This is a genomic window from Streptomyces sp. NBC_01217 (assembly GCF_035994185.1).
Taxonomy (GTDB): Bacteria; Actinomycetota; Actinomycetes; order Streptomycetales; family Streptomycetaceae; genus Streptomyces.
In genome coordinates this window covers 5788027-5812030 of record NZ_CP108538.1, presented here as the reverse complement: position 1 = coordinate 5812030, position 24004 = coordinate 5788027, and the positions used below count along the sequence as shown (strand labels likewise).

18 protein-coding genes are annotated in these 24004 nt (G+C 69.9%); 14 read left to right on the top strand and 4 right to left on the bottom strand.

Features of this window, described 5'->3' with window-relative positions:
* Positions 1-165 precede the first annotated feature (165 nt).
* Positions 166-1368: an MFS transporter gene (locus OG507_RS26140; RefSeq protein WP_442811116.1), complete on the top strand. Its 1203-nt coding sequence runs from the start codon at positions 166-168 to the stop codon at positions 1366-1368.
* Between the two features lie 380 nt (positions 1369-1748).
* A complete protein-coding gene (locus OG507_RS26135; RefSeq protein ID WP_327369609.1) occupies positions 1749-3050 on the top strand; it encodes a M18 family aminopeptidase in 1302 nt (433 codons plus the stop codon).
* Positions 3051-3141: 91 nt separating this feature from the next.
* Here the strand turns inward: OG507_RS26135 and OG507_RS26130 are convergent, their stop codons facing one another.
* Positions 3142-4671: a ricin-type beta-trefoil lectin domain protein gene (locus OG507_RS26130; protein WP_327369608.1), complete on the bottom strand. Its 1530-nt coding sequence runs from the start codon at positions 4669-4671 to the stop codon at positions 3142-3144.
* Positions 4672-4813: 142 nt separating this feature from the next.
* Between OG507_RS26130 and OG507_RS26125 the strand changes: the two genes are divergently transcribed.
* From OG507_RS26125 to OG507_RS26110, 4 genes are all read left to right on the top strand, one after another.
* Positions 4814-6238, top strand: a complete 1425-nt coding sequence (locus OG507_RS26125) for a class II fumarate hydratase (RefSeq protein WP_327369607.1) — start codon at positions 4814-4816, stop codon at positions 6236-6238.
* A gap of 71 nt (positions 6239-6309) precedes the next feature.
* Entirely contained in the window at positions 6310-7008 is a 699-nt protein-coding gene (gene fomD, locus OG507_RS26120) for a cytidylyl-2-hydroxypropylphosphonate hydrolase (protein WP_327369606.1), read from the top strand.
* 371 nt (positions 7009-7379) lie between these two features.
* Positions 7380-9305, top strand: a complete 1926-nt coding sequence (locus OG507_RS26115; RefSeq protein ID WP_327369605.1) for a SpoIIE family protein phosphatase — start codon at positions 7380-7382, stop codon at positions 9303-9305.
* A 147-nt stretch (positions 9306-9452) separates the two neighbouring features.
* Positions 9453-10922, top strand: a complete 1470-nt coding sequence (locus OG507_RS26110; protein ID WP_327369604.1) for a catalase — start codon at positions 9453-9455, stop codon at positions 10920-10922.
* Between the two features lie 65 nt (positions 10923-10987).
* Here the strand turns inward: OG507_RS26110 and OG507_RS26105 are convergent, their stop codons facing one another.
* A complete protein-coding gene (locus OG507_RS26105) occupies positions 10988-13213 on the bottom strand; it encodes a transglycosylase domain-containing protein (RefSeq protein WP_327369603.1) in 2226 nt (741 codons plus the stop codon).
* Positions 13214-13444: 231 nt separating this feature from the next.
* Between OG507_RS26105 and OG507_RS26100 the strand changes: the two genes are divergently transcribed.
* The 6 genes from OG507_RS26100 (at position 13445) to OG507_RS26075 (ending at position 20062) form a co-directional block, all read left to right on the top strand.
* A complete protein-coding gene (locus tag OG507_RS26100; protein ID WP_327369602.1) occupies positions 13445-14416 on the top strand; it encodes an SPFH domain-containing protein in 972 nt (323 codons plus the stop codon).
* Between the two features lie 44 nt (positions 14417-14460).
* Positions 14461-14646 (top strand): hypothetical protein, encoded by a 186-nt coding sequence (locus OG507_RS26095; RefSeq protein ID WP_051877984.1) that lies wholly within the window; start codon positions 14461-14463, stop codon positions 14644-14646.
* 305 nt (positions 14647-14951) lie between these two features.
* Positions 14952-16244 carry an alkaline phosphatase gene (locus OG507_RS26090; protein ID WP_327369600.1) on the top strand — a complete coding sequence of 431 codons (1293 nt, stop codon included), beginning with the start codon at positions 14952-14954 and terminating at the stop codon, positions 16242-16244.
* Between the two features lie 211 nt (positions 16245-16455).
* Positions 16456-16980: a PadR family transcriptional regulator gene (locus tag OG507_RS26085; RefSeq protein ID WP_327369599.1), complete on the top strand. Its 525-nt coding sequence runs from the start codon at positions 16456-16458 to the stop codon at positions 16978-16980.
* On the top strand, positions 16977-17663 hold the full coding sequence (locus OG507_RS26080; RefSeq protein ID WP_327369598.1) for an ABC transporter ATP-binding protein: 687 nt from the start codon (positions 16977-16979) through the stop codon (positions 17661-17663). Before OG507_RS26085 ends, OG507_RS26080 begins: the two co-directional genes overlap by 4 nt.
* Positions 17660-20062 (top strand): FtsX-like permease family protein, encoded by a 2403-nt coding sequence (locus OG507_RS26075; protein ID WP_327369597.1) that lies wholly within the window; start codon positions 17660-17662, stop codon positions 20060-20062. The genes OG507_RS26080 and OG507_RS26075 overlap by 4 nt, the downstream gene beginning before the upstream one ends.
* Before the next feature lie 89 nt (positions 20063-20151).
* Here OG507_RS26075 and OG507_RS26070 read toward each other — a convergent pair whose 3' ends face one another.
* On the bottom strand, positions 20152-21111 hold the full coding sequence (locus OG507_RS26070) for a hydrogen peroxide-inducible genes activator (protein ID WP_327369596.1): 960 nt from the start codon (positions 21109-21111) through the stop codon (positions 20152-20154).
* Positions 21112-21242: 131 nt separating this feature from the next.
* Between OG507_RS26070 and OG507_RS26065 the strand changes: the two genes are divergently transcribed.
* Together OG507_RS26065 and OG507_RS26060 are read left to right on the top strand one after the other, a co-directional pair.
* A complete protein-coding gene (locus OG507_RS26065; protein WP_031083404.1) occupies positions 21243-21797 on the top strand; it encodes a peroxiredoxin in 555 nt (184 codons plus the stop codon).
* 12 nt (positions 21798-21809) lie between these two features.
* Complete coding sequence (locus OG507_RS26060; RefSeq protein ID WP_327369595.1) at positions 21810-22346, top strand: alkyl hydroperoxide reductase; 537 nt, start codon at positions 21810-21812, stop codon at positions 22344-22346.
* 68 nt (positions 22347-22414) lie between these two features.
* Here the strand turns inward: OG507_RS26060 and OG507_RS26055 are convergent, their stop codons facing one another.
* Positions 22415-23881 (bottom strand): AI-2E family transporter, encoded by a 1467-nt coding sequence (locus OG507_RS26055; RefSeq protein ID WP_327369594.1) that lies wholly within the window; start codon positions 23879-23881, stop codon positions 22415-22417.
* Positions 23882-24004: the final 123 nt, after the last annotated feature.

Sequence of the window (24004 nt, the reverse complement as noted above, 5' to 3'; positions counted from 1 at the left end):
GTGACGCACGACATCGAACAGGCCGACGACGGGCCGGACCGCGCACCGGGGGCCGATCCGGACGTCGAGCCGAGCGCCGATCCGGCCGGCGCCGCACGCGGCGAGCGCCGTTATCGATTCCTCGTCGCCGGATACTCCCTCTCTTCGTACGGCACCTTCCTGAATATGGTGGCGCTCAATCTGTTCGTCTACGAGACGACGGGCAGAGCGCTTGCGATGGGCCTGTTCATGGCCGTGCGCCTGGGGTCCGGATTTCTCGCCGGACTGGCCGCCGGTGGTCTGCTCGCCCGATTCACGGCCAAGAGCCTCATGCTGTGGACGAATGTGGCGCAGGCGGCGGTGATGCTGTTGCTGGTCTTCGCGCCGCAGGGGATGCGGACGGCCGCGCTGATGGCCGTTTCCGTGGTGGTCGGCGCCTGCGGAACGCTTTTCATGGTGTCGCTGCGCAGTTCCATTCCCGAGATGGTCGGTGACGAACGGCGCTCCTGGGCCAACTCCCTTTCCATTACGGGGCGTTCACTGGCAATGGTGGCCGGATTCGCCTCGGCGGGCGTGGTGGTCTCCCTGGTCGGCTACACCGCCGCGTTCGTGGTGGACATGGCCACCTTTGTGGTCTGTGCGGTAACGGTGGCCCTGCTGCCGATCGCGGGCGGAGGCAGGAAGAACGGGGAGGACGCCCAGCCGAAGGAACCGAAGGAACCGAAGGAACGGCGGCGGGTGCCGGGGGCGTTCCTCAGGTCGGCCGCCGTGCCCGCTCTCGGTCTGATGGTGGTGCTGCGGGGCGTGGACGCCTTCGGCTCGTCCTCCCACAACGCCGCGCTGCCGGTCTACTCCGCCGGGCTCGACGCCTCGCACCCCGCCGTGTTCGTCAGCGCGTTCTGGTGTCTGTGGGCGCTGGGCAACGTCGTCGCGCAACAGGTGATCCAGCGCTGCATCAAGCGCACCGGCCGGTCGGTGGGCGCGGTCGGATTCGGGTACGGCACGTGTCTGATGTCCGGGGCGTTCATTCTGGCGTTCGCCGGGTTCCCCTGGGCGGCAACCGCCGTGATCGCACTGGTCGCGGGGGCGGCCGACGGGCTCACGGAGGTCTCGTACACCTCGCACATGCAGACGCTCCCCGCCGATCTGCGCGGCCATGCGTTCGGGCTCTCCGCGACCGTGGAGAACCTCGGGTTCGGCGTCGGCATGATCCTGGTCGCGGCGGCGCTCGACAGCTACAGCCCGCTGACCGTCGTCGCCTGGTCGCACGGGGTGGCCATCGTGGTCGCCGTGGTGTTCCTGATCAGGGTGGCGGGGTCACGGAAGACGGAAACCGAAGCCGCCCCCGAATCCGAAGCCGCCGCCGACGCCAGTGAGCAGGTGCGGTGAGCAGCCGCGTGCGACGGAATTCAGCCAATTCTTCGGCGCGGGCATGCGGGGCCGACGGGCCCGGTCCGTGTCCGGACACGAGGCGCCGCATGTCCCGTCCCTCCGAGTGCTTCCCCGGAAGCCCCCGGCACGGGCCCCGAACACCCCCGGCCACCTCGCGGCCGGGCGCCGGGGCGAGTGGTCCGGCACCGCCGCTTTCTCGCAGCGGGCCACGCAACGGGCTTGCGCCGTGCCGGGCCGCTGCGGTGGGTTGTCGAACGTACCTGCAGTGCTCCGCCGATCCGGGGCATCGGGAAGCAGTCCCGGGGAGACGGAAAACAGCCGCGCCCCACACCCCCACCCTCACTGTCACCGTCGAACACCGGAAAGGCGGACGCCGTATGACGCCGCTTCCCCACCGCAGCCACGCCGACGACCTGCTGTCCTTCATCAGGGCCAGCCCCTCCCCGTACCACGCCGTGGCGAGCGCCGCCCAGCGCCTGGAGAAGGCCGGCTTCCGTGAACTGCGCGGCACGGACGACTGGACGGGCACGACCGGCGGCAGCTTCGTCGTCCGCGCCGGTGCCCTGATCGCCTGGTACGTCCCCGAGGGCGCACCCGCGCACACCCCCTTCCGGATCGTCGGCACCCACACGGACTCCCCGAACCTGCGGGTCAAACCCAGCCCCGACACCGGGTCCGCCGGCTGGCGGCAGATCGCCGTGGAGATCTACGGCGGCGTTCCGCTGAACACCTGGCTCGACCGCGACCTGGGCATCTCGGGACGGCTCGCGCTGCGCGGCCCCGGCGGCGGGGTCGAGTCCCGGCTCGTCCAGATCGACGAACCGCTGTTGCGGGTGCCCCAGTTGGCCATCCATCTGGACCGCACGGTCAACGAGGGGCTCGCCCTCGACCGGCAGCGCCATCTCGCCCCGCTGTGGGCGCTCGGGGAGCCCGAGGAGGGTGCGCTGCTGCGCAGGGTCGCGGCGGCCGCGGACGTCGGCCAGGACGAGGTCCTCGGCTGGGACCTGATGCTCCATGACGTACAGCCGCCCGGATACCTCGGCGCTGACCGGGAGTTCGTGGTGTCGGCGCGACTGGACAACCTGGTGTCGGTGCATGCGGGCGTGACGGCCCTGGCGGCTGCGGCGACCGCGGCCGACGAGCCCTCGTACATCCCCGTACTCGCGGCCTTCGACCACGAGGAGGTCGGCAGCGGTTCGGAGACGGGTGCGCAGAGCCCTCTGCTGGAGCGGATACTCGGCCGTTCGGTCACCGCGCGCGGCGGCAGCTCCGAGGACTTCTCGCGCGCCCTGGCCGGCGCCTTCTGCGTCTCCGCCGACATGGCGCACGCGGTACATCCCAACTACGCGGAACGGCACGATCCGGGTCACCGTCCGCTGCCGGGCGGGGGCCCCACCGTCAAGGTCAACGTCAATCAGCGGTACGCCACCGACAGCACCGGCATGGCGGTCTTCGCGGCGGCGTGCGAGCGGGCGGGCGCGCCGTGGCAGCCGTTCGTCTCCAACAACGCGATGCCGTGCGGTACGTCCATCGGCCCGCTCACCGCGGCCCGGCTGGGTATCCCGACGGTCGACGTGGGGGTGCCGGGGCTGTCCATGCACTCGGCGCGCGAGCTGTGCGGGGCCGACGACCCCGGTCATCTGGCCGCCGTCCTGGGCGCGTTCATGACGTCCGGCTGACACGGTCGGCACAGCCGGCACGGCCGGCTCATCGGCGAGGGGCTGGACGGCCGAGGCCGCCCCGCCCCTCCCTCCACTCACCCGTACGGGCTCAAGCGAACCGCTGCTTCGCGCTGCCGTCGCAGCTCTGCAGCCTCAGCGGGTCCTTGGCCGCCGCGAGCGTAAGGCACAGCCCGGTGGAGGCCGCCGGGCGCAGGGTGCCCGACTGCCTGACGAACTGCTGGTTGACCGCGCCCGAGCAGTTCCACACGATGAGCGCGGCGCCCGCCCGGTAGTCGGCGCCCGGCACGTCCAGGCACCGGTCGTGGCTCAGTTCCGTACGGATCGTCTTCGTGCCGGAGTCGTACCACCAGCCCTGGTTGCGGCCGCCGTGGCAGTCCCAGCCGGTGATCCCGGTGTCGTTGCGGGTCACGGACGCGGGGACGTCCACGCAGGTGCCCGTGGCCTCGTTCTTCAGGGGCTTGAAGACGTCGTCCCACGCGGCGGGCTGGAGCACCGGCTGTCCCGTGCTCGCCGGGTCGGCGCAGCTCGCCTCGCGCAGAGCGGAGTCGTAGATCTGGGTCAGGCAGGAGGCGAAGGCGGCGTGGCCGCGCGCGTTCGGGTGGAAGGACTGCCGTACGGAGTTGGAGTCCGGCGGGAAGTGCGACAGGTCGATGTAGAGGCCGCGGGCCCAGGTGGACTCGCTGCAGACCTCGTGGCCGTGGAAGAGCCGGGAGTTGTCGAGGTAGACGGCTCCGGTCTCGGCCGCGGCCTTGCGCATCCCGCGCTCGAAGGCGGGGACCGCGACGTTGCGGCCCCAGGCCGCGTCGGAGTCGTATCCGGCGCAGCCGCCGGGAAGCTTGCCGGGGAAATCGGGGTTGTCGTAGATGTCCGGGCCGATGGGGCTCGGGTAGCCCATGACCACGAGCTTGTAGTCGCCGTTGGCGTATCCGGCGTCGGACATGACGGTCCGCAGGTCGCGCACCGTCCTCTCGACCTTGGGGACGAGTCCGTCGATGCGCGCCTGCCAGCCGCCCTCGTACTTCGGCCGGCACGCGCCCTGGAGGAGGATCCAGCGCTCGACGCAGTCCGTCATGACCGGGCCGAACTGGAGGTCGTCGTTGGCCCCCGCCACCAGCACGATCATCTTGATCCGGGTGTTGCGGGCCTTGATGGCGAGGCTGTCGCTCTGCACGAGTTCGTCGGCGTACTGCTTCGATCCGCCGATCACGATGTTGCCGGTGTACGCGCCGGAGCAGGAGACGTTGTACGTGACGTCGGCCGGGATGCCCGTGCGGTGGATGGCGGAGTCGGGCGAGCGGTGGCACCAGTTGTCGGGGCCGTTCGTGCCCGCCTCGTACGTGCCGACGCCCTCGCCGGAGATCTCGCTGTCGCCGAGCGAGATCAGCGCGGTCCTGCGGTCGGCGAGCGGGCGCTCGGCCGGGTCGCCGTACAGCCGGGTGGCTTCGGCGGCGCGGACGGCCTCCAGTTCGGGCGGCAGGGGGGTGGATGCGGTAGTGGTGGTACCGGACCGGTCCGCCGCGCCCGCCGGTCCCGTGGCTGCGGCCATCCCGCCCAATGCCGCCGCCATGGCCGCGGCGGCCGCGACCGTACAGCGGAGTCTGTGCCTGGTGCGCCTCATTGCGCCTCCCCGGGTTGCTGCACGGGGGTACGGGGGTCGTCCCCCGGAAGAATGCAGCACTCCCGGTATTTACTGGCCGGTAGGCAACTTGGGAATACACAGAACAAGACAAGTGCTCAGCTTTTTCAGGAGGTTGAACTTCATGGACGAGTCACAGGCCGCCGCACACACACACGCGGACGGTACGGATTTCCGCATCGAGCACGATTCGATGGGTGAGGTGAGGGTGCCCGCGGACGCGAAGTGGCGGGCCCAGACGCAGCGCGCGGTGGAGAACTTCCCGGTCTCCGGGCAGCGCCTGGAGCGGGCCCACATCGAGGCCCTGGCCAGGATCAAGGCGGCCGCGGCCAAGGTGAACGCCGAGCTGAAGGTCCTCGAACCGGACATCGCGCTGGCCATCCGGGCGGCCGCCGACGAGGTCGCCGAGGGCAGCTGGGACGACCACTTCCCCATCGACGTCTTCCAGACCGGGTCCGGCACCTCGTCCAACATGAACACCAACGAGGTCGTGGCCACCCTCGCCACCGAGCGCCTGGGCCGCGAGGTCCACCCCAACGACCACGTCAACGCCTCGCAGTCGTCCAACGACGTCTTCCCGTCCTCCATCCACATCGCCGCGACCGCGGCCGTCACCGGCGAGCTGATCCCGGCGCTGGACCATCTGGCGGCCGCCCTGGAGCGCAAGTCCGCCGAGTTCGCGACGGTCGTGAAGTCGGGGCGTACGCATCTGATGGACGCCACGCCCGTCACCCTGGGCCAGGAGTTCGGCGGCTACGCGGCGCAGATCCGGTACGGAGTCGAGCGGCTGCGCGCCTCCCTGCCCCGCCTCGCCGAGCTGCCGCTGGGCGGCACGGCCGTCGGCACCGGCATCAACACCCCGCCCGGCTTCTCCGCCGCCGTCATCGCCGAGGTCGCCCGCGCCACCGGGCTGCCGCTCACCGAGGCCAGGGACCACTTCGAGGCGCAGGGCGCGCGGGACGGGCTCGTGGAGACATCGGGCCAGCTCCGTACCGTCGCCGTCTCGCTCACCAAGATCTCCAACGATCTGCGCTGGATGGCGTCCGGGCCGCGCACGGGTTTGGCCGAGATCAGTCTTCCCGACCTCCAGCCGGGCTCGTCGATCATGCCGGGGAAGGTGAATCCGGTCATTCCGGAGGCCGTCCTGATGGTCGCGGCCCAGGTGATGGGGAACGACGCGACGGTCGCCGTCGCGGGCGCCGCGGGCAACTTCGAGCTGAATGTGATGCTTCCGGTCATCGCGAAGAATCTGCTGGAGTCGGTGCGGCTGCTGGCCAATGCCTCCCGGCTGCTCGCGGACCGCACGGTCGACGGGATCACCGCGAACGTCGAGCGGGCCAGGGAGTACGCGGAGTCCTCGCCGTCCGTCGTCACCCCGCTGAACAAGTACATCGGTTACGAGGAGGCTGCGAAGGTCGCCAAGAAGTCCCTGGCCGAGCGCAGGACGATCCGCGAGGTGGTCCTGGACTCGGGATATGTCGAGCGCGGCGACCTCACGGTGGAGCAGCTCGACGAGGCGCTGGACGTACTGCGCATGACCCATCCATGACACGTGCCGCGCATGACCCGCCCATGAGATGCGTCGCAGCAGGCGGGCTGCGGCATCTCTAAGATCTTTCCATGGCAGGTACCGGATACATCGAGCACTGGGCGCCGGGCGATCAGATCCTGTGGCGCTACCGCGGCAACGGCCCGCTGCGGCGGGACGCCGCGCCGGACCGGGCCCCGGGCCCGGTCCACATCTGCCGCCCCGTCACGGTCGTCCAGGACACCGACGAGCTGCTCGCCGTATGGGTGGCTCCCGGCACCGAGTGCGTGAAGCCGGTCCTGGCGAACGGCACCGAGGTGCACGCCGAGCCGCTCGCCACCCGCTACACCGCCCCGCGCACCACCGCCCGCGCGCCCTGGCTCGGCAACGGCGTTCTCAAACTCGCCCGTCCCGGTGAACCCTGGTCGGTCTGGCTGTTCTGGGAGACCGGCTGGCAGTTCCGCAGCTGGTACGTGAACCTGGAGGAACCGCGCACCCGCTGGGCGGGCGGCATCGACTCCGAGGATCACTTTCTCGACATCTCCGTGTACCCGGACCGCAGCTGGGTCTGGCGCGACGAGGACGAGTTCGCCCAGGCGCAGCGGGTCGGTCTGATGGCCCCGCGGACCGCACAGCGGGTGCGGGAGGCGGGCCTCGCGGCCGTCGAGGTGATCCGCGACTGGGGCGCGCCGTTCCGGGACGGCTGGGAGGACTGGCGGCCCGATCCGCGCTGGCGGGTTCCCGCGCTGCCGGATGACTGGGACCGTACCCCCTCGCATATGCCGTCGTGAGACCCTTGATGCACCCCAGGGGGGCAAACGTAGGATCGTCCTCCGGAGGGCCGCACCGCTCCAACCGGCGCACGCGGCACCGGACCTGACCGCAAGTCACCGCACGAGCACCACGCACTGCATGAGCTGTATGAGCCACATCAGTCGTATGAAACGCATGAGCCACTACGAGGGGGTGGAGACGTGCTCGCTTTCGCCCGCCCCGTCCCCGGAAACGTTGTCGGCGAACGACCTTGCGGACATCCGGTTTCGGCCCCTCGTTCGGGGGCATCCGGTGACAGCCGTTGTTATCGCCGCTCTTGCCGGGGCACAGTAGCGCCCCACAAGGTAATTGCCTCATACAACCGGCCCGGACGGACGGAACCCCACGCGTGACGGAGCATCCCACCTCCCACGAAGGCCGGCAGCCTCTCGCCGCCAGGTCGCAGGAACGCGCGCGGCCGCGGCAGCAGGACGCCGGGCCGGCGAAGACCCCTGCCGCCGCCGCGATCCCCGGCCCGGCCGCGGTGCCGGGGGCGAGTCCGGCGGCCTCGGCGGCGAACCCCGGCCCGGCAGGACTCGACCCGCAGGCCGCGGTCCGTCGCGAGGGCGACCGGCTGCGTTTCGTGGGCGCCGCCACCCGGCGGATCGCCCGCGGCATAGACCTGGACGAGATCGTGCTGGGCCTGTGCCGGGCCAGCGTGCCGACGTTCTCCGACGCCATACTGGTCTACCTCCGCGACCCGCTCCCGGTCGGCGACGAGCGGCCGGTCTCCCCTTTCGTGCTGCGGCTGCGCCGCTCGGACCGGCTGCGTTTAAACGAGGAGGAGACCGAGACCTCGTCGGAGATCGAGCGGCTGCGGCTGCCCGCCATCGATCCGCACGGCGATCTGCCTCCGGCGGCCGAGCTGTGCGAGGTCCGCTCGGGCGGTGCGCTCGCCGAGGTGCTGCGCGGTGTGCGGCCGGTCTTCGGGGACTCCGCCGCGGCCCGTGCCGCGCTGCCCGAGCTGCTCGGCGCCGGCCGGACCGTACCCACCGGACACCGGGCCGTCCTCGCCCCGCTGCGCGGCCGGCGACGGGTGATCGGCGCCGCCGTCTTCCTGCGCGGGGCCGAGCGGCCGCCCTTCGAAGCCAATGACCTGCTGGTCGCGGCCCAGCTGGCGACGCACACCGCGCTCGGCATCGACAAGGCCGTGCTGTACGGACGCGAGGCGTACATCGCGGACGAGCTGCAGCGCACCATGCTGCCCGACTCGCTGCCGCAGCCGACCGGCGTCCGGCTCGCCTCCCGCTATCTCCCGGCCGCCGAGACGGCCCGGGTCGGCGGCGACTGGTACGACGCGATCCCGCTGCCCGGGAGCAGGGTCGCCCTGGTCGTCGGTGACGTCATGGGTCACTCCATGACGTCCGCGGCGATCATGGGCCAGCTGCGTACGACCGCACAGACCCTCGCCGGGCTCGACCTGCCCCCGCAGGAGGTGCTGCACCACCTGGACGAGCAGGCGCAGCGGCTCGGCAGCGACCGCATGGCGACCTGCCTGTACGCGGTGTACGACCCCGTCGCGCACCGCATCACCATCGCCAACGCCGGGCATCCGCCGCCCGTCCTGCTGCATCTGGGCGGCCGCGCGGAAGTGCTGCGGGTGCCGCCGGGCGCCCCGATCGGCGTCGGCGGGGTGGACTTCGAGGCCGTCGAGCTGGACGCGCCCTCGGGCGCCACGCTCCTGCTGTACACCGACGGTCTGGTGGAGTCCCGGCTGCGGGACGTCTGGACCGGCATCGAGCAGCTGCGCGAGCGGCTCGCCGCCACCGCCCGGCTGACCGGCCCCGACCACTCGCCTCCGCTGGAGGCCCTGTGCGACGACGTCCTGGACATGCTCGGGCCGGGCGACCGGGACGACGACATCGCGCTGCTGGCCGCCAGGTTCGACGGGATCGCGCCCAGTGATGTCGCGTTCTGGCACCTGGATCCGGAGGAGACCGCTCCGGGCCAGGCCCGCAGGCTGGCCCGGCGGGCGCTGAGCCGCTGGGGGCTCGATGATCTCTCTGACTCGATGGAGCTGCTGGTCAGCGAGGTGGTGACCAATGCGGTGCGTTATGCGGAGCGGCCGGTGACGCTGCGGCTGCTGCGTACCGACATCCTGCGCTGCGAGGTCGGCGACGACGCCCCGCAGCTGCCCCGGCAGCGCCGGGCCCGGGACATGGACGAGGGCGGCCGCGGTCTGTTCCTCGTGAACCGGCTGGCCAGACGGTGGGGGGCGACGCGTCTGTCGACCGGCAAGGTGGTCTGGTTCGAGATGCCGACGCGGGGGCAGTAGAAGGGCCCGGGCTTCAGCGCCCTCCCAGGCACTGTCGAGTGCCCTGCACGGACGGTAGCCAAATGTTGCCGACCTCCTGTCGGCGGAGTTGACTTCAGTCGTGAACGAGACGACCTGACCGAAACCCCCACCGACGGGAGGACGCTCGTGCCCGAGGAATCGAAGACCAAGAACACCCCCTACACCACGAACAACGCCGGAATCCCGGTGGAGAGCGATGAACACTCGCTCACCGTCGGATCCGACGGTCCGATCCTGCTCCAGGACCACTACCTCATCGAGAAGATGGCCCAGTTCAACCGTGAACGGGTCCCCGAGCGGGTGGTGCACGCCAAGGGCTCCGGCGCCTACGGCATTTTCCAGGTGACCAACGACGTCAGCCAGTTCACCAAGGCGGACCTCTTCCAGCCGGGCAAGCAGACCGCGATGCTGGCCCGCTTCTCCACGGTCGCCGGTGAACAGGGCTCCCCCGACACCTGGCGAGACCCCCGTGGGTTCGCCCTGAAGTTCTACACGGAGCACGGCAACTACGACATGGTCGGCAACAACACGCCGGTCTTCTTCGTGCGCGACCCGATGAAGTTCCAGGACTTCATCCGCTCGCAGAAGCGCCGCCCGGAAAGCGGCCTGCGCGACAACGACATGCAGTGGGACTTCTGGACGCTCTCCCCCGAGTCCGCGCACATGGTCACCTGGCTCATGGGTGACCGCGGCATCCCGAAGACGTACCGCAACATGAACGGCTACAGCTCGCACACCTATATGTGGGTGAACGCGGGCGGCGAGAGGTTCTGGGTCAAGTACCGCTTCAAGACCGACCAGGGCATCGACTTCTACCCCCAGGCCGAGGCGGACGAGATCGCGGGCAGCGACGGCGACGTCCACCGCCGTGACCTCTTCGAGTCGATCAAGCGCGGTGACCACCCGAGCTGGACGCTGTATGTCCAGATCATGCCGTTCGACGCGGCTCCGGACTACCGGTTCAATCCCTTCGACCTCACCAAGGTGTGGCCGCACGGCGACTACCCGGAGATCGAAGTCGGCCGGATGACGCTCAACGAGAACCCGGAGGACTTCTTCGTCCACATCGAGCAGGCGTCCTTCGAGCCGTCGAACCTGGTGCCCGGCATCGGTCCGTCGCCCGACAAGATGCTGCTCGGCCGGCTCTTCTCGTACCCGGACACCCACCGTTACCGGATCGGCCCGAACTACGCGCAGCTTCCTCCGAACCGTCCGCGGTTCGGCCGGAACTCCTACGCGAAGGACGGCCCGATGCGGTACGAGCCGACCCGTACGGGAGCGGTCTACGCACCGAACTCGTACGGCGGTCCGGCCGCGGACACCGAGCGCTTCGGCGACCCTGCGGGCTGGGCCACGGCGGGCGAGATGGTCCACGAGGCGTACAAGCTGCACAGCGAGGACGACGACTGGGGCCAGCCGGGCACGATGGTCCGCAACGTGCTCGACGACGCGGCGCGCGATCGGCTGGTGTCGAACATTTCCGGCCATCTGCAGAACGGCGTGAGCGCCCCCGTCCTGGAGCGGGCTCTGCAGTACTGGCGCAACGTGGACAAGGACCTCGGCGACCGGATCGCCAAGAAGGTCAACGGCGGCTGACACCGCCGCATGAGAGGAGAGAGGGGCGGTGCCGGCCGGCACCGCCCCTCTCTCCTGCGCTCATCTCACTGACTGAACGGGTTGCTGTTGTTGTTGCCCGGGCGCCCTGAGTTCAGCCCCTCGCCCGGCAGGACCGGGGACTCGCTCGGCGGGATCACCGGCGACTCGGTCGGCGGCTCGATCGGCGTCTCGCTGGTCGTTTCGCTGGGTGTCTCACTGGGAGTCTGCGACGGCGTGCTCGGCGTCTGGGACGTCGACGGGTCGGGGCTCTCGGACTGCGAGGGGCTCATCGACGGACTGGCCGGTGTGGAGACCTCACCGCGCTCGACGTCCTGCAGATCGAACTGGGCACTGGAGCCGCCGTTCAGCGCACCGAGCGTGTAGTCCGCCCAGATCTGCGCCGGGAAGCCGCCACCGTTGGCCCGGCCGGAGTTGGCGGTACCGGTCAGGCTGACCTGGGCGCCGCCCTTGGGGGATTCACCGAAGAGCGCCACGACCGTGGTGAGCTCCGGCGTGTAGCCCGCGAACAGGGCGGCCTTGTTGTTCTCGGACGTACCCGTCTTGCCCGCCGCCTCGTAGGCCGAGGTGTTGGCCGCCTGGCCGGAGCCGCTGTCCACGACGCCCTTCAGGACGGACGTCACGGTATCGGCGGACTTGCGGCTGATCACCTGGTTGCCGATGCCCTTGACCGGATCGACCGTCCGGTCGCGGTTCTTCGCGGACTTCACGATGAACGGGGTGACCTTCCGGCCGTGGTTGTCGAGCGTGGCGTACGCGCCCGCCATGTCCCAGGTCGAGGCGTTCATCGTGCCGAGCGTGATGGCGGGGCGCTCGGGGAAGTTCTGGTCCGGTACGCCGAGCGCCAGCGCGGTCTTCTTCACCTCGGGCGGTCCGACGTCGACCACCATCTGCGCGAAGACCGAGTTGATCGACTTGTTCATCGCGGTCTGCACGGTGACGTTGCCGTAGCTCTGGTTGTCCTCGTTCTCCGGGGCGAACGGGGTGTCGCTGCCCACGACCGGCCGCTTGCTGGTGCCGTCGTAGCGGGTGTTGACGCCGATCAGATCGCCGTCCTGGGTCTTCGACTCGTTCTCCAGCGCGGAGGCGAGCACCAGCGGCTTGAAGGTGGAGGCGGGCTGGTAGTCCTGACGTGTGGCGTTGGACCTGAAGTGCTTGACGTAGTCCACCCCGCCGTAGAGCGCGACCACGGCGCCGGTCTTCGGATCGACGGAGGTGGCACCCGCCTGGACGCTGGCGTCGACCTTGTTGTCCTTGCGGTCCAGCTTGGACTCCAGCTGCCGGTCGACCGCCTGCTCCAGCTTCTTCTGCCGCTTCTTGTCGATGTTGAGGGTGAAGGTCCAGCCGCCGGCCTGCCGCACCTCCTCCGTGATGCCCTGCTTGTCCAGCTCCTTGTTGGCGGCCTCGACGAGGTAACCGGTCTGGCCCTCCATGCCGCGCGCGGGCTTGGGCTTGTCCGGGACGGGGAACTTCAGGGCGTCGCGCTCGGCCTTGTCGAGCCAGTGCATCTCGACCATGTTGTCGAGCGTGTAGCCCCAGCGGTCCTTGACGAGCTTCTTGCCGGTGGGCGTCGCGACCGCCCAGTCGTACTGGCTGGGGGCCTGGAGCAGAGAGGCCAGATAGGCGCCCTGGGAGACGTTCAGGTCCTTGGCGTCGACGCCGTAGTAGGCCTGCGCCGCCGCCTGGATACCGCTCGCACCGCGTCCGTAGTACGCGGTGTTGATGTACCCGGCGAGGATGTCGGCCTTCTCGTACTTCTGGTCGACCTTGAGGGAGATCACCAGCTCTTTGAGCTTGCGGCTGACCGTCGGGTCCTGCGTGAGGTAGTAGTTCTTCACGTACTGCTGGGTGATGGTCGAGCCACCCTGCTTGCCCTTGCCGCTGAGGGTGTTGAGGATGCCGCGCGCGGTGCCCTTCAGGTCGACGCCCTGGTCCTTGTAGAACGTCTTGTTCTCGGCGGCGACGAAGGTGTGCTGGACGTCCTTGGGGACTTCGGCGAGATCCACGATCTGGCGGTTGACCCCGTCACCGGTACGGGTCAGCAGTGTCCCGTCGCTGTACTGGTAGACGTTGCTCTGCCGCTCGGCCAGGGCGTTGGCCTTCGGTATGTCCACGTACAGATAGAGCGCCACGAAGGCGCCCATGATCAGCAGGCAGAACCCGAAGAAGGTGCCCAGCATCTTCCGCCAGGTGAAGAGTCTGCGTAGGCCGCCGCTCTTCGCAGCCCGCCGCGGCCCGCGCCGCTGGGCTCGTCGCGCATCCGCTCGACCCATTGCTGTGTTGCTCCCGTTTCTCTGCTCGACCAGATCAGCTCAGCCCAGCCAGCTAACACCGTCGGCGGGGACAAAAAGTAAGCGATGCGGTCTTTTACGGACGTGACAATCAGCACCCGTTCTCTAGGGAACCGACTCACGAGAGGCGCTCAGGGTTGCGAAACCAGGTAATGTGCAATCACATTGCTAGCACCGAGTTAGTCGCTCAAAACGCTCGAAACGGGGGATCCCATGTCCGGCCAACACGATCCGCACGCTGTGTCCACCCTGACCGCCGACCTCGCGCCCGACGCTCCCCAGATGCCCGAACCGCAGGTGAGAGAGGTGACGGCGCACAGCATCCCCGGCGGCCTCGGCCTGTTGCTGACCGTGATCGGGGTGTTCGTCGGCATCGGTCTCGCCATCCTCGGCGGCATCGTCGGCTCGAACGGGAACAACGGCGTGGGCGTCCCGGTCCTGATCCTCGGGATCCTGCTCGTCTTCGCCTCGTTCTTCTGCATGACGGGTGTGAAGATGGTCGCACCGGGCGAGGCACGGGTCATCCAGCTCTTCGGCCGGTACGTGGGCACGATCCGCACCGACGGACTGCGCTGGATCAACCCGCTCACCAGCAGCCGGAAGATCTCCACCCGGGTCCGCAACCACGAGACCGCGGTCCTGAAGGTCAACGACGCCTACGGCAACCCGATCGAGCTCGCCGCGATCGTCGTCTGGAAGGTCGAGGACACCGCGCAGGCGCTCTTCGAGGTCGACGACTTCCTGGAGTTCGTCGCCACCCAGACCGAGGCGGCCGTGCGGCACATCGCGATCGAGTACCCGTACGACGCCCACGAGGAGGGCGGCCTCTCGCTGCGCGGCAACGCGGAGGAGATCACCGAGAAGCTGGCCGTGGAGCTCACCGCCCGGGTGCAGGCAGCCGGTGTACGGATCATCGAGTCGCGCTTCAGCCATCTCGCGTACGCCCCCGAGATCGCCTCCGCGATGCTTCAGCGCCAGCAGGCCGGCGCGGTGGTCGCGGCGCGGCAGCAGATCGTCGAGGGTGCGGTCGGCATGGTCGAGATGGCGCTGACCCGGATCGCCGAGCAGGACATCGTCGAGCTCGACTCCGAACGGAAGGCGGCCATGGTCAGCAATCTCATGGTGGTGCTGTGCGGTGACCGTGCGGCGCAGCCGGTCCTCAATACGGGCACTCTTTACCAGTGACGGAAGAGACCACCGGGCGCAGACAGCCGCAGCAGCGCAAGCAGATGCTGCTGCGGCTGGATCCTGCGGTGCACGACGCACTGGCCCGCTGGGCCTCGGACGAGCTGCGCAGCGCGAACGCGCAGATCGAGTTCCTGCTGCGCAGGGCGCTGGCGGAAGCGGGCCGCCTGCCTACGACAGCGTCCCCCATCCCCCGCCGGGGCCGTCCACCCAAGCCCCCGGCGGAGTAGGGGGGCGGACGGGACCGGGTGCCGGGCACCTGCCCCGCAGCCCGCACGGGCCGGAGGACCGGCCCGTCCGGCGATCGTGGACACACAGCCGTCGCCCCCGGCGGACGCCGCTGGAGGAAGCCGGATCCGACCGTGCCCGCCGCACTCCGGCAGGTCTTCCCGGGGACGGAGGGCGACGAGCGGAACCGGGCCGACGAAGCCCCGGCTGCGGGTTGTTCCGCCTCCCGACGCCTCTCGTTCACGACAGGTACCGACCCCACACCTACGTTCGCGTGTGAAAGCTATGCAATTCACGAGGAGCTGTTGTGAACAAGCGCGTGCGTAGTGCGCGATGGGGAGCACCCGTTGCCGCGGCCGTCGTGGCGGCAATCGCCACGATGGTGCTCAACCCGACGCTGGGTGCGTCGGCCGTTGCTCCGCAGTCGGCGGCAAAGGCGAAGACCCCCACGGCGAAGAACGTCATCTTCATCAACGGTGACGGCATGGGCGCCTCGATGCGCGAGGCGGCAAGGCTCAACCTTTCCGGCCTGGAAGGCCAGCTGGCGATGGACCGCCTCGCGGCATCCGGCCAGCTCACCACCACCCCGCACGACCCGAAGGCCGTCGTGACGGACTCCGCCGCCGCGGCGACCGCATGGGCCACGGGCGAGAAGACCTACAACGGCGCGATCAGCGTCGACGTCGACGGCAACCCGCTGGCGACCCTCGGCCAGCAGGCCAAGGCGGCCGGCAAGGCCACCGGACTGGTGACCACCGCCCAGGTCACCGACGCGTCCCCGGCGGCGTTCTTCGCCAACACCGCGGACCGTGGACAGCAGGACGAGATCGCCCGTCAGTACCTGGACGTCAGCAAGCCCGACGTCATCCTGGGCGGCGGCGAGGACTGGTGGCTGCCGGCCGGTACGCCGGGCGCGTTCAAGGACAAGCCGGCGGAGGACACGACCGAGGGCAGCCGCGGCACCAAGGGCAACCTGATCAAGAAGGCCCAGAAGGCCGGTTACTCGTACGTCAACAGTGCGAGCGGGCTGAGCAAGGCCAAGAACGGCAAGATCCTCGGGCTGTTCAGCAACGAGGAGATGTTCCAGCAGCACCCCGAGGGCCAGGGCGACGTCTACAGCCCGGTCGTGGACCTCGGCACGATGACCAGCAAGGCCCTGAGCAGCCTGGACAAGAACAAGAAGGGCTTCTTCCTCATGGTCGAGGAGGAAGGCACCGACGAGTTCGCGCACTCCAACAACGGCACGCGCGTCCTGCAGTCGATGCAGCAGCTGGAGAAGGCCGTCGCGGTGGCCCGCGCGTACATCGCGACGCACCCCGACACGCTGCTGGTCGTCACCGGTGACCACGAGACCGGCGGTCTCTCGGTCGAGGAGGTCGACGCCAACGACGAGTCCGGGGACGCCATCTCCGCCGAGGACGGTCCGTTCTCGATCCGCGGCAGCGACCGCAAGTTCACCATCGACTGGACCACGTCGGGGCACACCAGCGTGGACGTGCCCGTGACGGCGAGCGGTCCGCTCTCCGACAGCTTCTCGGGCAAGCACCCGAACACGTACGTGCACGACGTACTCAAGCAGGTGCTGGCACCGCGCCGCTGAACGCGGTGACGCAGGAACGGGCCCCGGGAGCATTCTCCCGGGGCCCGTTCCCGTGGGCGTGGGGCGCGATGCCGTCGAGTCGGGGCACGGGGTCGCCGTGAACCCGCTCGAGGCAGTACCGAGCAGCACGGCGGCGTGCCCCACCTCACCTCGAGGGGACCGCCCCACCCGGATATACACGCGAGGTATACACACCACTTATAGTGTCCGCATGTCTATCGGTCACACCCTCCTCGGGCTCCTCGAGTCCGGCCCCCGCCACGGCTACGACCTCAAGCGCACATTCGACGAGAAGTTCGGCCACGACCGCCCCCTGCACTACGGCCAGGTCTACTCGACCATGTCCCGCCTCCTCAAGAACGGCCTCGTCGAGGTCGACGGCATAGAGAGCGGCGGCGGCCCCGAGCGCAAGCGGTACGCCATCACCGAGGCCGGTATCACCGACGTCGCCGACTGGCTCGCCCAGCCCGAGAAGCCGGAGCCGTACCTCCAGTCGACGCTGTACACCAAGGTCGTCCTGGCCCTGCTCACCGGCCGCAGCGCCGAAACCCTCCTGGACACGCAGCGCGCCGAGCACCTGCGCCTCATGCGCATCCTCACCGACCGCAAGCGTGGCGGCGACCTCGCGGACCAGCTGATCTGCGACCACGCCCTGTTCCATCTGGAGGCCGACCTCCGCTGGCTGGAACTGACCGCCGCCCGGCTCGACCGCCTCGCCCGCGAGGTCGGCGCATGACCCCCGCCGGCTCCCTCCTCGTAGCCCGCGACCTGCGCAAGTCGTACGGCTCGACACCCGCCCTGGACGGCGCCTCGTTCTCCGTCCACCCCGGCGAGATCGTCGCCGTGCTGGGGCCGTCCGGCTCCGGCAAGTCGACCCTGCTGCACTGCCTCGCCGGCATCGTCACGCCCGACAGTGGCACGGTCACCTACGCTGGCCGCGAGCTCTCCGCGATGTCCGACGCCGAACGCAGCGCCCTGCGCCGCAGCGATTTCGGCTTCGTCTTCCAGTTCGGACAGCTCGTCCCGGAGCTGACCTGCGTGGAGAACGTCGCCCTGCCGCTCCGCCTCAGCGGCACCAGGCGCAAGGACGCCGAACGCACCGCCCTTCGCTGGATGGAGCGCCTGGAGGTCGACGACCTCGGCGCCAAGCGTCCCGGCGAGATCTCCGGCGGCCAGGGCCAGCGCGTCGCCATCGCCCGCGCCCTGGTCTCCTCCCCGAAGGTGATCTTCGCGGACGAGCCGACCGGCGCCCTGGACTCCCTCAACGGCGAGCGGGTGATGCAACTGCTCGGCGAGGCCGCCCGGTCCGCCAATGTCGCCGTGGTCCTGGTGACGCACGAGGCCCGCGTCGCCGCCTACTCCGACCGCGACGTCACCGTGCGCGACGGCCGGGCCCGCGACCTGGAGCACATCGCATGACGCTGCTCGAACCGAGGAAGGTCCCGGCGGCCGAGCAGCCCCGGCCCACCGAGCCCTCCCGCGCGATCACCCTGCTGCGCGACCTGGGCCTCGGTATCCGGTTCGCCTCCTCCGGCGGGCGGGAGGGCTGGGCGCGCACCGTGCTCACCGCGGTCGGTGTCGGCCTCGGCGTGGCGCTGCTGCTGGTCGCCTCCTCCGTACCGCATCTGCTCGAACAGCGTTCCGCCCGCGACCAGGCCCGCGCCGAGGCCCGTGTCTCACGCAACGACACCGTCCCGAAGTCGGACTCCACGGTGCTGCGGATCAGCACGCAGTCCGAGTTCCGCGGCCGCTCCGTCGAGGGCTTCCTGATGCGGCCGGAAGGGGCGCACCCGGTGACCCCGCCCGGCGTGGCGGACTTCCCCGGCCCAGGCGAGATGGTGCTCTCGCCTGCCCTGAAGGAGCTGCTCGCCTCCCCGGAAGGCCGACTCCTCAAGGAGCGGCTGCCGTACCGGATCACCGGCACCATCGCCGATCCGGGACTGAGCTCCCCGAGCGAACTGCGCTACTACGCGGGCAGCGCCACCCTGACCGCCGCCGCGGGCGGCCACCGGCTGGCCGGTTACGGCGACCAGGCCCCGCCCGAGCCCCTGTCCCCCGTCCTCATCGTGCTCGTCATCATGACCTGCGTCGTCCTGCTGGTGCCGGTCGCGATCTTCATCGCGACCGCCGTGCGCTTCGGCGGGGACCGTCGCGACCGCAGGCTCGCGGCGCTGCGCCTGGTCGGCGCGGACATCCGGATGACCCGCCGGATCGCTGCCGGTGAGGCGCTCTTCGGTGCCGTGCTGGGCCTGCTGGCTGGTCTGGCGCTCTTCCTGGTGGGGCGTCAGTTCATCGGCGGGGTCGAGGTGTGGGACGTCAGCGCCTTCCCTGCCGATCTGGTCCCGGCCCCCTGGCTGGCGGCGCTGATCGCGGTGTCGATTCCGGTGGCGGCGGTGCTGGTCACCTTGACCGCCCTGCGCTCGGTGGTGATCGAACCGCTCGGAGTCGTACGCAACAGCCGCAGCCGCAGACGCCGGCTCTGGTGGCGGCTACTGATGCCGGTCCTGGGCGTGACGGTGCTCGCGCTGACCGGAAACGTCGGCGAGAACACAACTGTCGATCCGTATCCGATCGCAGCCGGCGCCGTACTGGTCCTGGTCGGGCTCGCGCTGCTGCTGCCCTGGCTGGTCGAGGCATGTGTGAACCGGCTGCGCGGCGGTCCGGTGCCCTGGCAGCTCGCCACCCGCAGGCTCCAGCTGAGCAGCGGAGCGGCCGCTCGCGCGGTCAGCGGCATCACCGTCGCGGTAGCGGGCGCGGTGGCGCTGCAGATGCTGTTCGCCGCGGTGAACGACGACTTCAACCGGATGACGGGGCAGGACCCGGCGCGCGCCCAGTTCTACGCGTTCTCCGAGAACGTCACCGGTGACGCGGCCACCCGGACCATCAAGGAGTTCCGGGCCACCAAGGGGGTGGAGGCGGTCATCGGCACGGTCGAGTCGTACGTCGTCAAACCGGGCACGTACAGGGAAGACGAGATCCAGCCCACCACCTCGCTGAGCGTCGGCGACTGTGCGACGCTGCGCGAGATCGCCCGGATCGGCTCCTGCGAGGAGGGCGACTCGTTCGTCGTCCACCCCAAGGACAAGAACATGGCCGAGTGGATGGACAAGACCGCCCGCAAGGGCAAGGTCGTCGAACTCAACTCCCAGGTGGGATCCGCGCCCGACGCGAAATCGATGCCGTGGACCCTGCCCGCCGACACCCCGACCGTTTCCTCCCGCCCGGATCCGATGGGCGAGGAGCACTGGGGCATCATGACGACGGTCGGCGCGATCGACCCGAGCACCCTGCCGCACGCGCAGACCAGGGTGCAGATCCGGGTCGACGAGAGCGTGAAGGACGTCGCCGAGTACGTACGGAACACGGCGGCCCGGATCGACCCCGGGATGCGGATCTCCACCCTGAACTCGGTGGCCCGCGACCGCCAGTACGCCAGCGTGCAGACCGGTCTCCAGGTCGGTGCGACCGCGACCCTGCTGCTGATCGCCGCCGCGATGCTGGTCTCGCAGCTGGAGCAGCTGCGAGAGCGCAAGCGCCTGCTCTCGGTGCTGGTCGCCTTCGGCACCCGGCGGACCACGCTGGGCTGGTCGGTGCTCTGGCAGACCGCCGTGCCCGTGGTCATCGGCCTGGTAGTGGCTGTCGCGGGCGGTCTCGGCCTGGGTGCGGTGATGATCAGGATGATCGCCAAGCAGGTGACCGACTGGTGGCTGTTCCTGCCCATGACGGCGGCGGGCGTGGCGCTGATCCTGCTGGTCACTCTGGTCTCGCTGCCGCCGCTGTGGCGGATGATGCGACCGGACGGCCTGCGTACGGAGTGACGGAGCCAGGGCCTTTCGTCTGGATCAGGCCGGATCAGGGACGAAAGGCCCTGGGGGTGCGGGCCCAGGAGGACCGCACCCCTTCCGCCTCACCCGCCCGCCGTCACCCGTACCGGCAACGCGGCCATCGCCTCCCGCAGCGCCGCCGCGAACTCCTCGAACTCCTCGTGCCGGGCCGCCCCCGTCCGCATCCCGAGCGCCACCCGCCGCGAGGGTGCGGGGTCCGCGAAATATCCGGTGGCCAGCGCGTCGTTGCGGGCGGTCTCGACCGTCACCGCGATACGCGGCAGCAGCGTCACCCCGAGCCCGCCCGCGACCAGCTGCACCAGCGTGGAGAGCCCGGCCGCGGTCGTGGTGACCGCGGCGCCCTGCGTACGCCCGGCCTCCCTGCATATGTCGAGCGCCTGATCGCGCAGGCAGTGCCCCTCGTCGAGCAGCAGCAGCGGCAGCTCGCGCAGGGCCTCGCGCGGAATGTCGGCGCGCCCGCCCAGCCAGTGGTCGCGCTCCATCACCAGCACGAAGTCCTCGTCGAAGAGCGGAAGTTCGGTCACCTGGGGCACCCCGAGCGGCACGGCGAGCAGCAGCAGGTCCAGCCGGCCGGCGGCCAGCCCCTCCAGCAGCGAGGAGGTCTGCTCCTCGTGCACCTGGAGATCCAGCTCCGGGTAGCGCTCATGGACCAGTCGCAGCACGGTCGGCAGCAGATACGGCGCGACGGTCGGGATCACGCCGAGCCTGAGCACCCCGGTGAACGGCGCCCGGACCGCCTCGGCCTCCTCCATCAGCTCGCCCACGGCCTCCAGCACCGCCCGGGCCCGGACCGCGAGCCGCTCCCCGGCGGGCGAGAGCAGTACCTTGCGCGTCGTACGCTCGATGAGCTGGACACCCAGTGCCTCCTCCAGCGCCGACACGGCCCCCGACAGCGCCGGCTGGCTCATCCCGATTGCTGCCGCCGCGTCCCTGAAGTGCAGATATTCGGCGACGGCCGCGAAGGCGCGCAGCTGCGACAGGCTGGGCTGTTTGGTCCGATTGCCCTGATTACCCTGCGCCACTGATAGGCACCTCCGATCATCACGACCGAGTGTAGCTATTTCCGTGATCAATGCACTCTGTGCCAAGGTGGTGATCGTCCAACCCTCAGGAACTCCCGCAAATGGGAATTCCTACGCTGCAAGGAGAGCGCGTGCTCACTGTCGGTGACAAGTTCCCCGAGTTCGACCTGACTGCTTGTGTCTCGCTGGAGAGCGGCAAGGAGTTCGAGCAGATCAACCACAAGACCTACGAGGGCAAGTGGAAGATCGTCTTCGCGTGGCCGAAGGACTTCACCTTCGTGTGCCCCACCGAGATCGCCGCCTTCGGCAAGCTGAACGACGAGTTCGCCGACCGTGACGCCCAGATCCTCGGCTTCTCCGGTGACTCCGAGTTCGTGCACCACGCCTGGCGCAAGGACCACCCGGACCTGACCGACCTGCCCTTCCCGATGATGGCCGACTCGAAGCACGAGCTCATGCGTGACCTCGGCATCGAGGGCGAGGACGGCTTCGCCCAGCGCGCCGTCTTCATCGTCGACCAGAACAACGAGATCCAGTTCACGATGGTGACCGCCGGTTCCGTGGGCCGTAACCCCAAGGAGGTCCTGCGGGTCCTGGACGCCCTGCAGACCGACGAGCTGTGCCCGTGCAACTGGACCAAGGGCGAGAACACCCTCGACCCGGTCGCGCTCCTCTCGGGCGAGTGAGCTGACAGCGACATGGCACTCGACGAACTGAAGGCCGCCGTACCGGACTTCGCCAAGGACCTGAAGCTGAACCTCGGTTCGGTCATCGGGAACAGCGAACTCCCGCAGCAGCAGCTGTGGGGCACCGTCCTCGCCTGCGCGATCGCCTCGCGCTCGCCGAGGGTGCTGCGCGAGCTGGAGCCGGAGGCGAGGGCCAACCTCTCCGCGGAGGCGTACACCGCCGCGAAGTCGGCCGCCGCCATCATGGCGATGAACAACGTCTTCTACCGGACCCGGCACCTGCTGTCGGACCCCGAGTACGGGACGCTCCGTGCGGGCCTGCGGATGAACGTGATCGGCAAGCCCGGCGTGGAGAAGATCGACTTCGAACTGTGGTCGCTCGCCGTCTCCGCGATCAACGGCTGCGGCCAGTGCCTGGACTCCCACGAGCAGGTGCTGCGCAAGGCCGGCGTGGACCGTGAGACCATTCAGGAAGCCGTCAAGATTGCCTCGGTGATCCAGGCGGTCGGCGTGACCCTCGATGCCGAGGCCGTGCTCGCCGAGCAGTAACAGCAGTACCCCCCTGTACGAGAAGGGCCCCGAGGACGACCGACCGTCCCCGGGGCCCTTCTTCTTGCCTACTTCGTGCGCCCGTCCACGACGATGTCGTCGTCGCCGTAGTCGATGTCCTCGGGCGGCGAGCCCGGCGCGGGCGTCGGGGCGACGTCGAGCGCGGTCGCCCCGTGCGGGGACGGCGCGTGCCGCAGGGCTTCCTCCTGCCCGTACGAGCGCAGATAGCCGACCACCGTATTGGTGACCGCGACCAGCGGTACCGCGACGACCGCGCCGCCGATCCCCGCGACCATGCCGCCCGCCGCGACCGAGAGGACGACGGCCAGCGGATGCACCCGCACCGCGCGTCCCAGGATGAACGGCTGCAGCACATGGCCCTCGATCTGCTGCACCGCGAGCACCACGGCCAGCACCATCAGCGCCGTGAACACGCCCTCGGTGACCAGCGCGACGACCACCGCCAGCGCTCCCGAGATCACCGCACCGACCAGCGGGATGAAGGCGAAGAGGAAGATGAACACGGCGAGCGGCACCGCCATCGGCACGTCGAGGAACCAGATCCCGAGCCCGATGAAGATCGCGTCGATCAGCGCGACTATGACCGTGCCCCGCACATAGGCGGTCAGTGTCCGCCAGGCGCGCGGCCCGGCGCCCGCGACACCCGGCCGGGCCTGGGCGGGCACCAGCTTCAGCGCCCAGTGCCAGATGCGCTTCCCGTCGTACAGCAGGAAGAGCGTCGAGAACATCGCCAGCAGCATCCCGGTGAGGACCTCCACCATCACGGTGACGCCCTGGAGCCCGGCGGAGGTGATCTGTTCGGTGTTGGTGCCGATGGTGTCGCTGAGGTTCTTCGCGACGTCGTTGATCTGCTGCTCGGTGACATGGAAGGGGCTGTCGAGCAGCCAGCGCTTCAGCTCGTCGATGCCCGCCCGGACCTTGTCGGAGAGGGTGTCGAGGTTGTCCATGACCTGCCAGACCACGAACCAGCCGACCAGTCCCATGATGACGAAGCCCAGGATCGCCGTCACCGCGGTGGCCACTCCGCGCGGCAGCCCGTACCCCCGCAGCCGGGCGACGGTCGGCTGCAGCATCGCGGTGACGAGCAGCGCGGCGACGAAGGCCAGCACCACCAGCTGTACGGCGCTGATGACCCGCATCAGCACCCAGAGCGTGCCCGCCAGGACGAGCAGCCGCCAGCCCGCCTCGGCCGCCACCCGCATGCCCCACGGGATCGACGCGACGGGATCGGGCCGGGCGGCCACGGAGGGGGCGTACGCGGGCGGCGGCACACGGCGGGCCGCCTTCCGATACGCGGACCCGGCGGATACGGCCCCGGCGGACGCGGTGGCGGATACGGCCCCGGCGGGTACGGCTGCGGTCTCCGGCGGCTCGATCGGCGCGCCCTCGGCCCCTTCGCCGTCGATCCCCTCGCCGTCGATCCCCTCGGCCTCGGCCCTGCGCTGCTCCAGCCGCTCGCCCAGTTCCGTCAGTTCGGCGCCCAGACGGCCGAGCCACCCAGGAAGTTTCGACATGATCGTTCCTTTTCCCCGTCTTCTCTCCCCACCGCTCCCCTGACGAGCCGTCCGGAAAGACCGTACACGCGCGAAGCCCCCCACCGTAGGACGGCGAGGGGCTTCGAAAGGTTGAGACCGGAA

Bases quoted from the DNA above. Each gene is read 5' to 3' on its own strand.
- OG507_RS26140 (WP_442811116.1), top strand. From the start codon at position 166: ATGGTGGCGCTCAATCTGTTCGTCTACGAGACGACGGGCAGAGCGCTT.
- OG507_RS26135 (WP_327369609.1), top strand. From the start codon at position 1,749: ATGACGCCGCTTCCCCACCGCAGCCACGCCGACGACCTGCTGTCCTTC.
- OG507_RS26130 (WP_327369608.1), bottom strand. From the start codon at position 4,671: ATGAGGCGCACCAGGCACAGACTCCGCTGTACGGTCGCGGCCGCCGCG.
- OG507_RS26125 (WP_327369607.1), top strand. From the start codon at position 4,814: ATGGACGAGTCACAGGCCGCCGCACACACACACGCGGACGGTACGGAT.
- fomD (WP_327369606.1), top strand. From the start codon at position 6,310: ATGGCAGGTACCGGATACATCGAGCACTGGGCGCCGGGCGATCAGATC.
- OG507_RS26105 (WP_327369603.1), bottom strand. From the start codon at position 13,213: ATGGGTCGAGCGGATGCGCGACGAGCCCAGCGGCGCGGGCCGCGGCGG.
- OG507_RS26100 (WP_327369602.1), top strand. From the start codon at position 13,445: ATGTCCGGCCAACACGATCCGCACGCTGTGTCCACCCTGACCGCCGAC.
- OG507_RS26095 (WP_051877984.1), top strand. From the start codon at position 14,461: ATGCTGCTGCGGCTGGATCCTGCGGTGCACGACGCACTGGCCCGCTGG.
- OG507_RS26085 (WP_327369599.1), top strand. From the start codon at position 16,456: ATGTCTATCGGTCACACCCTCCTCGGGCTCCTCGAGTCCGGCCCCCGC.
- OG507_RS26080 (WP_327369598.1), top strand. From the start codon at position 16,977: ATGACCCCCGCCGGCTCCCTCCTCGTAGCCCGCGACCTGCGCAAGTCG.
- OG507_RS26075 (WP_327369597.1), top strand. From the start codon at position 17,660: ATGACGCTGCTCGAACCGAGGAAGGTCCCGGCGGCCGAGCAGCCCCGG.
- OG507_RS26060 (WP_327369595.1), top strand. From the start codon at position 21,810: ATGGCACTCGACGAACTGAAGGCCGCCGTACCGGACTTCGCCAAGGAC.
- OG507_RS26055 (WP_327369594.1), bottom strand. From the start codon at position 23,881: ATGTCGAAACTTCCTGGGTGGCTCGGCCGTCTGGGCGCCGAACTGACG.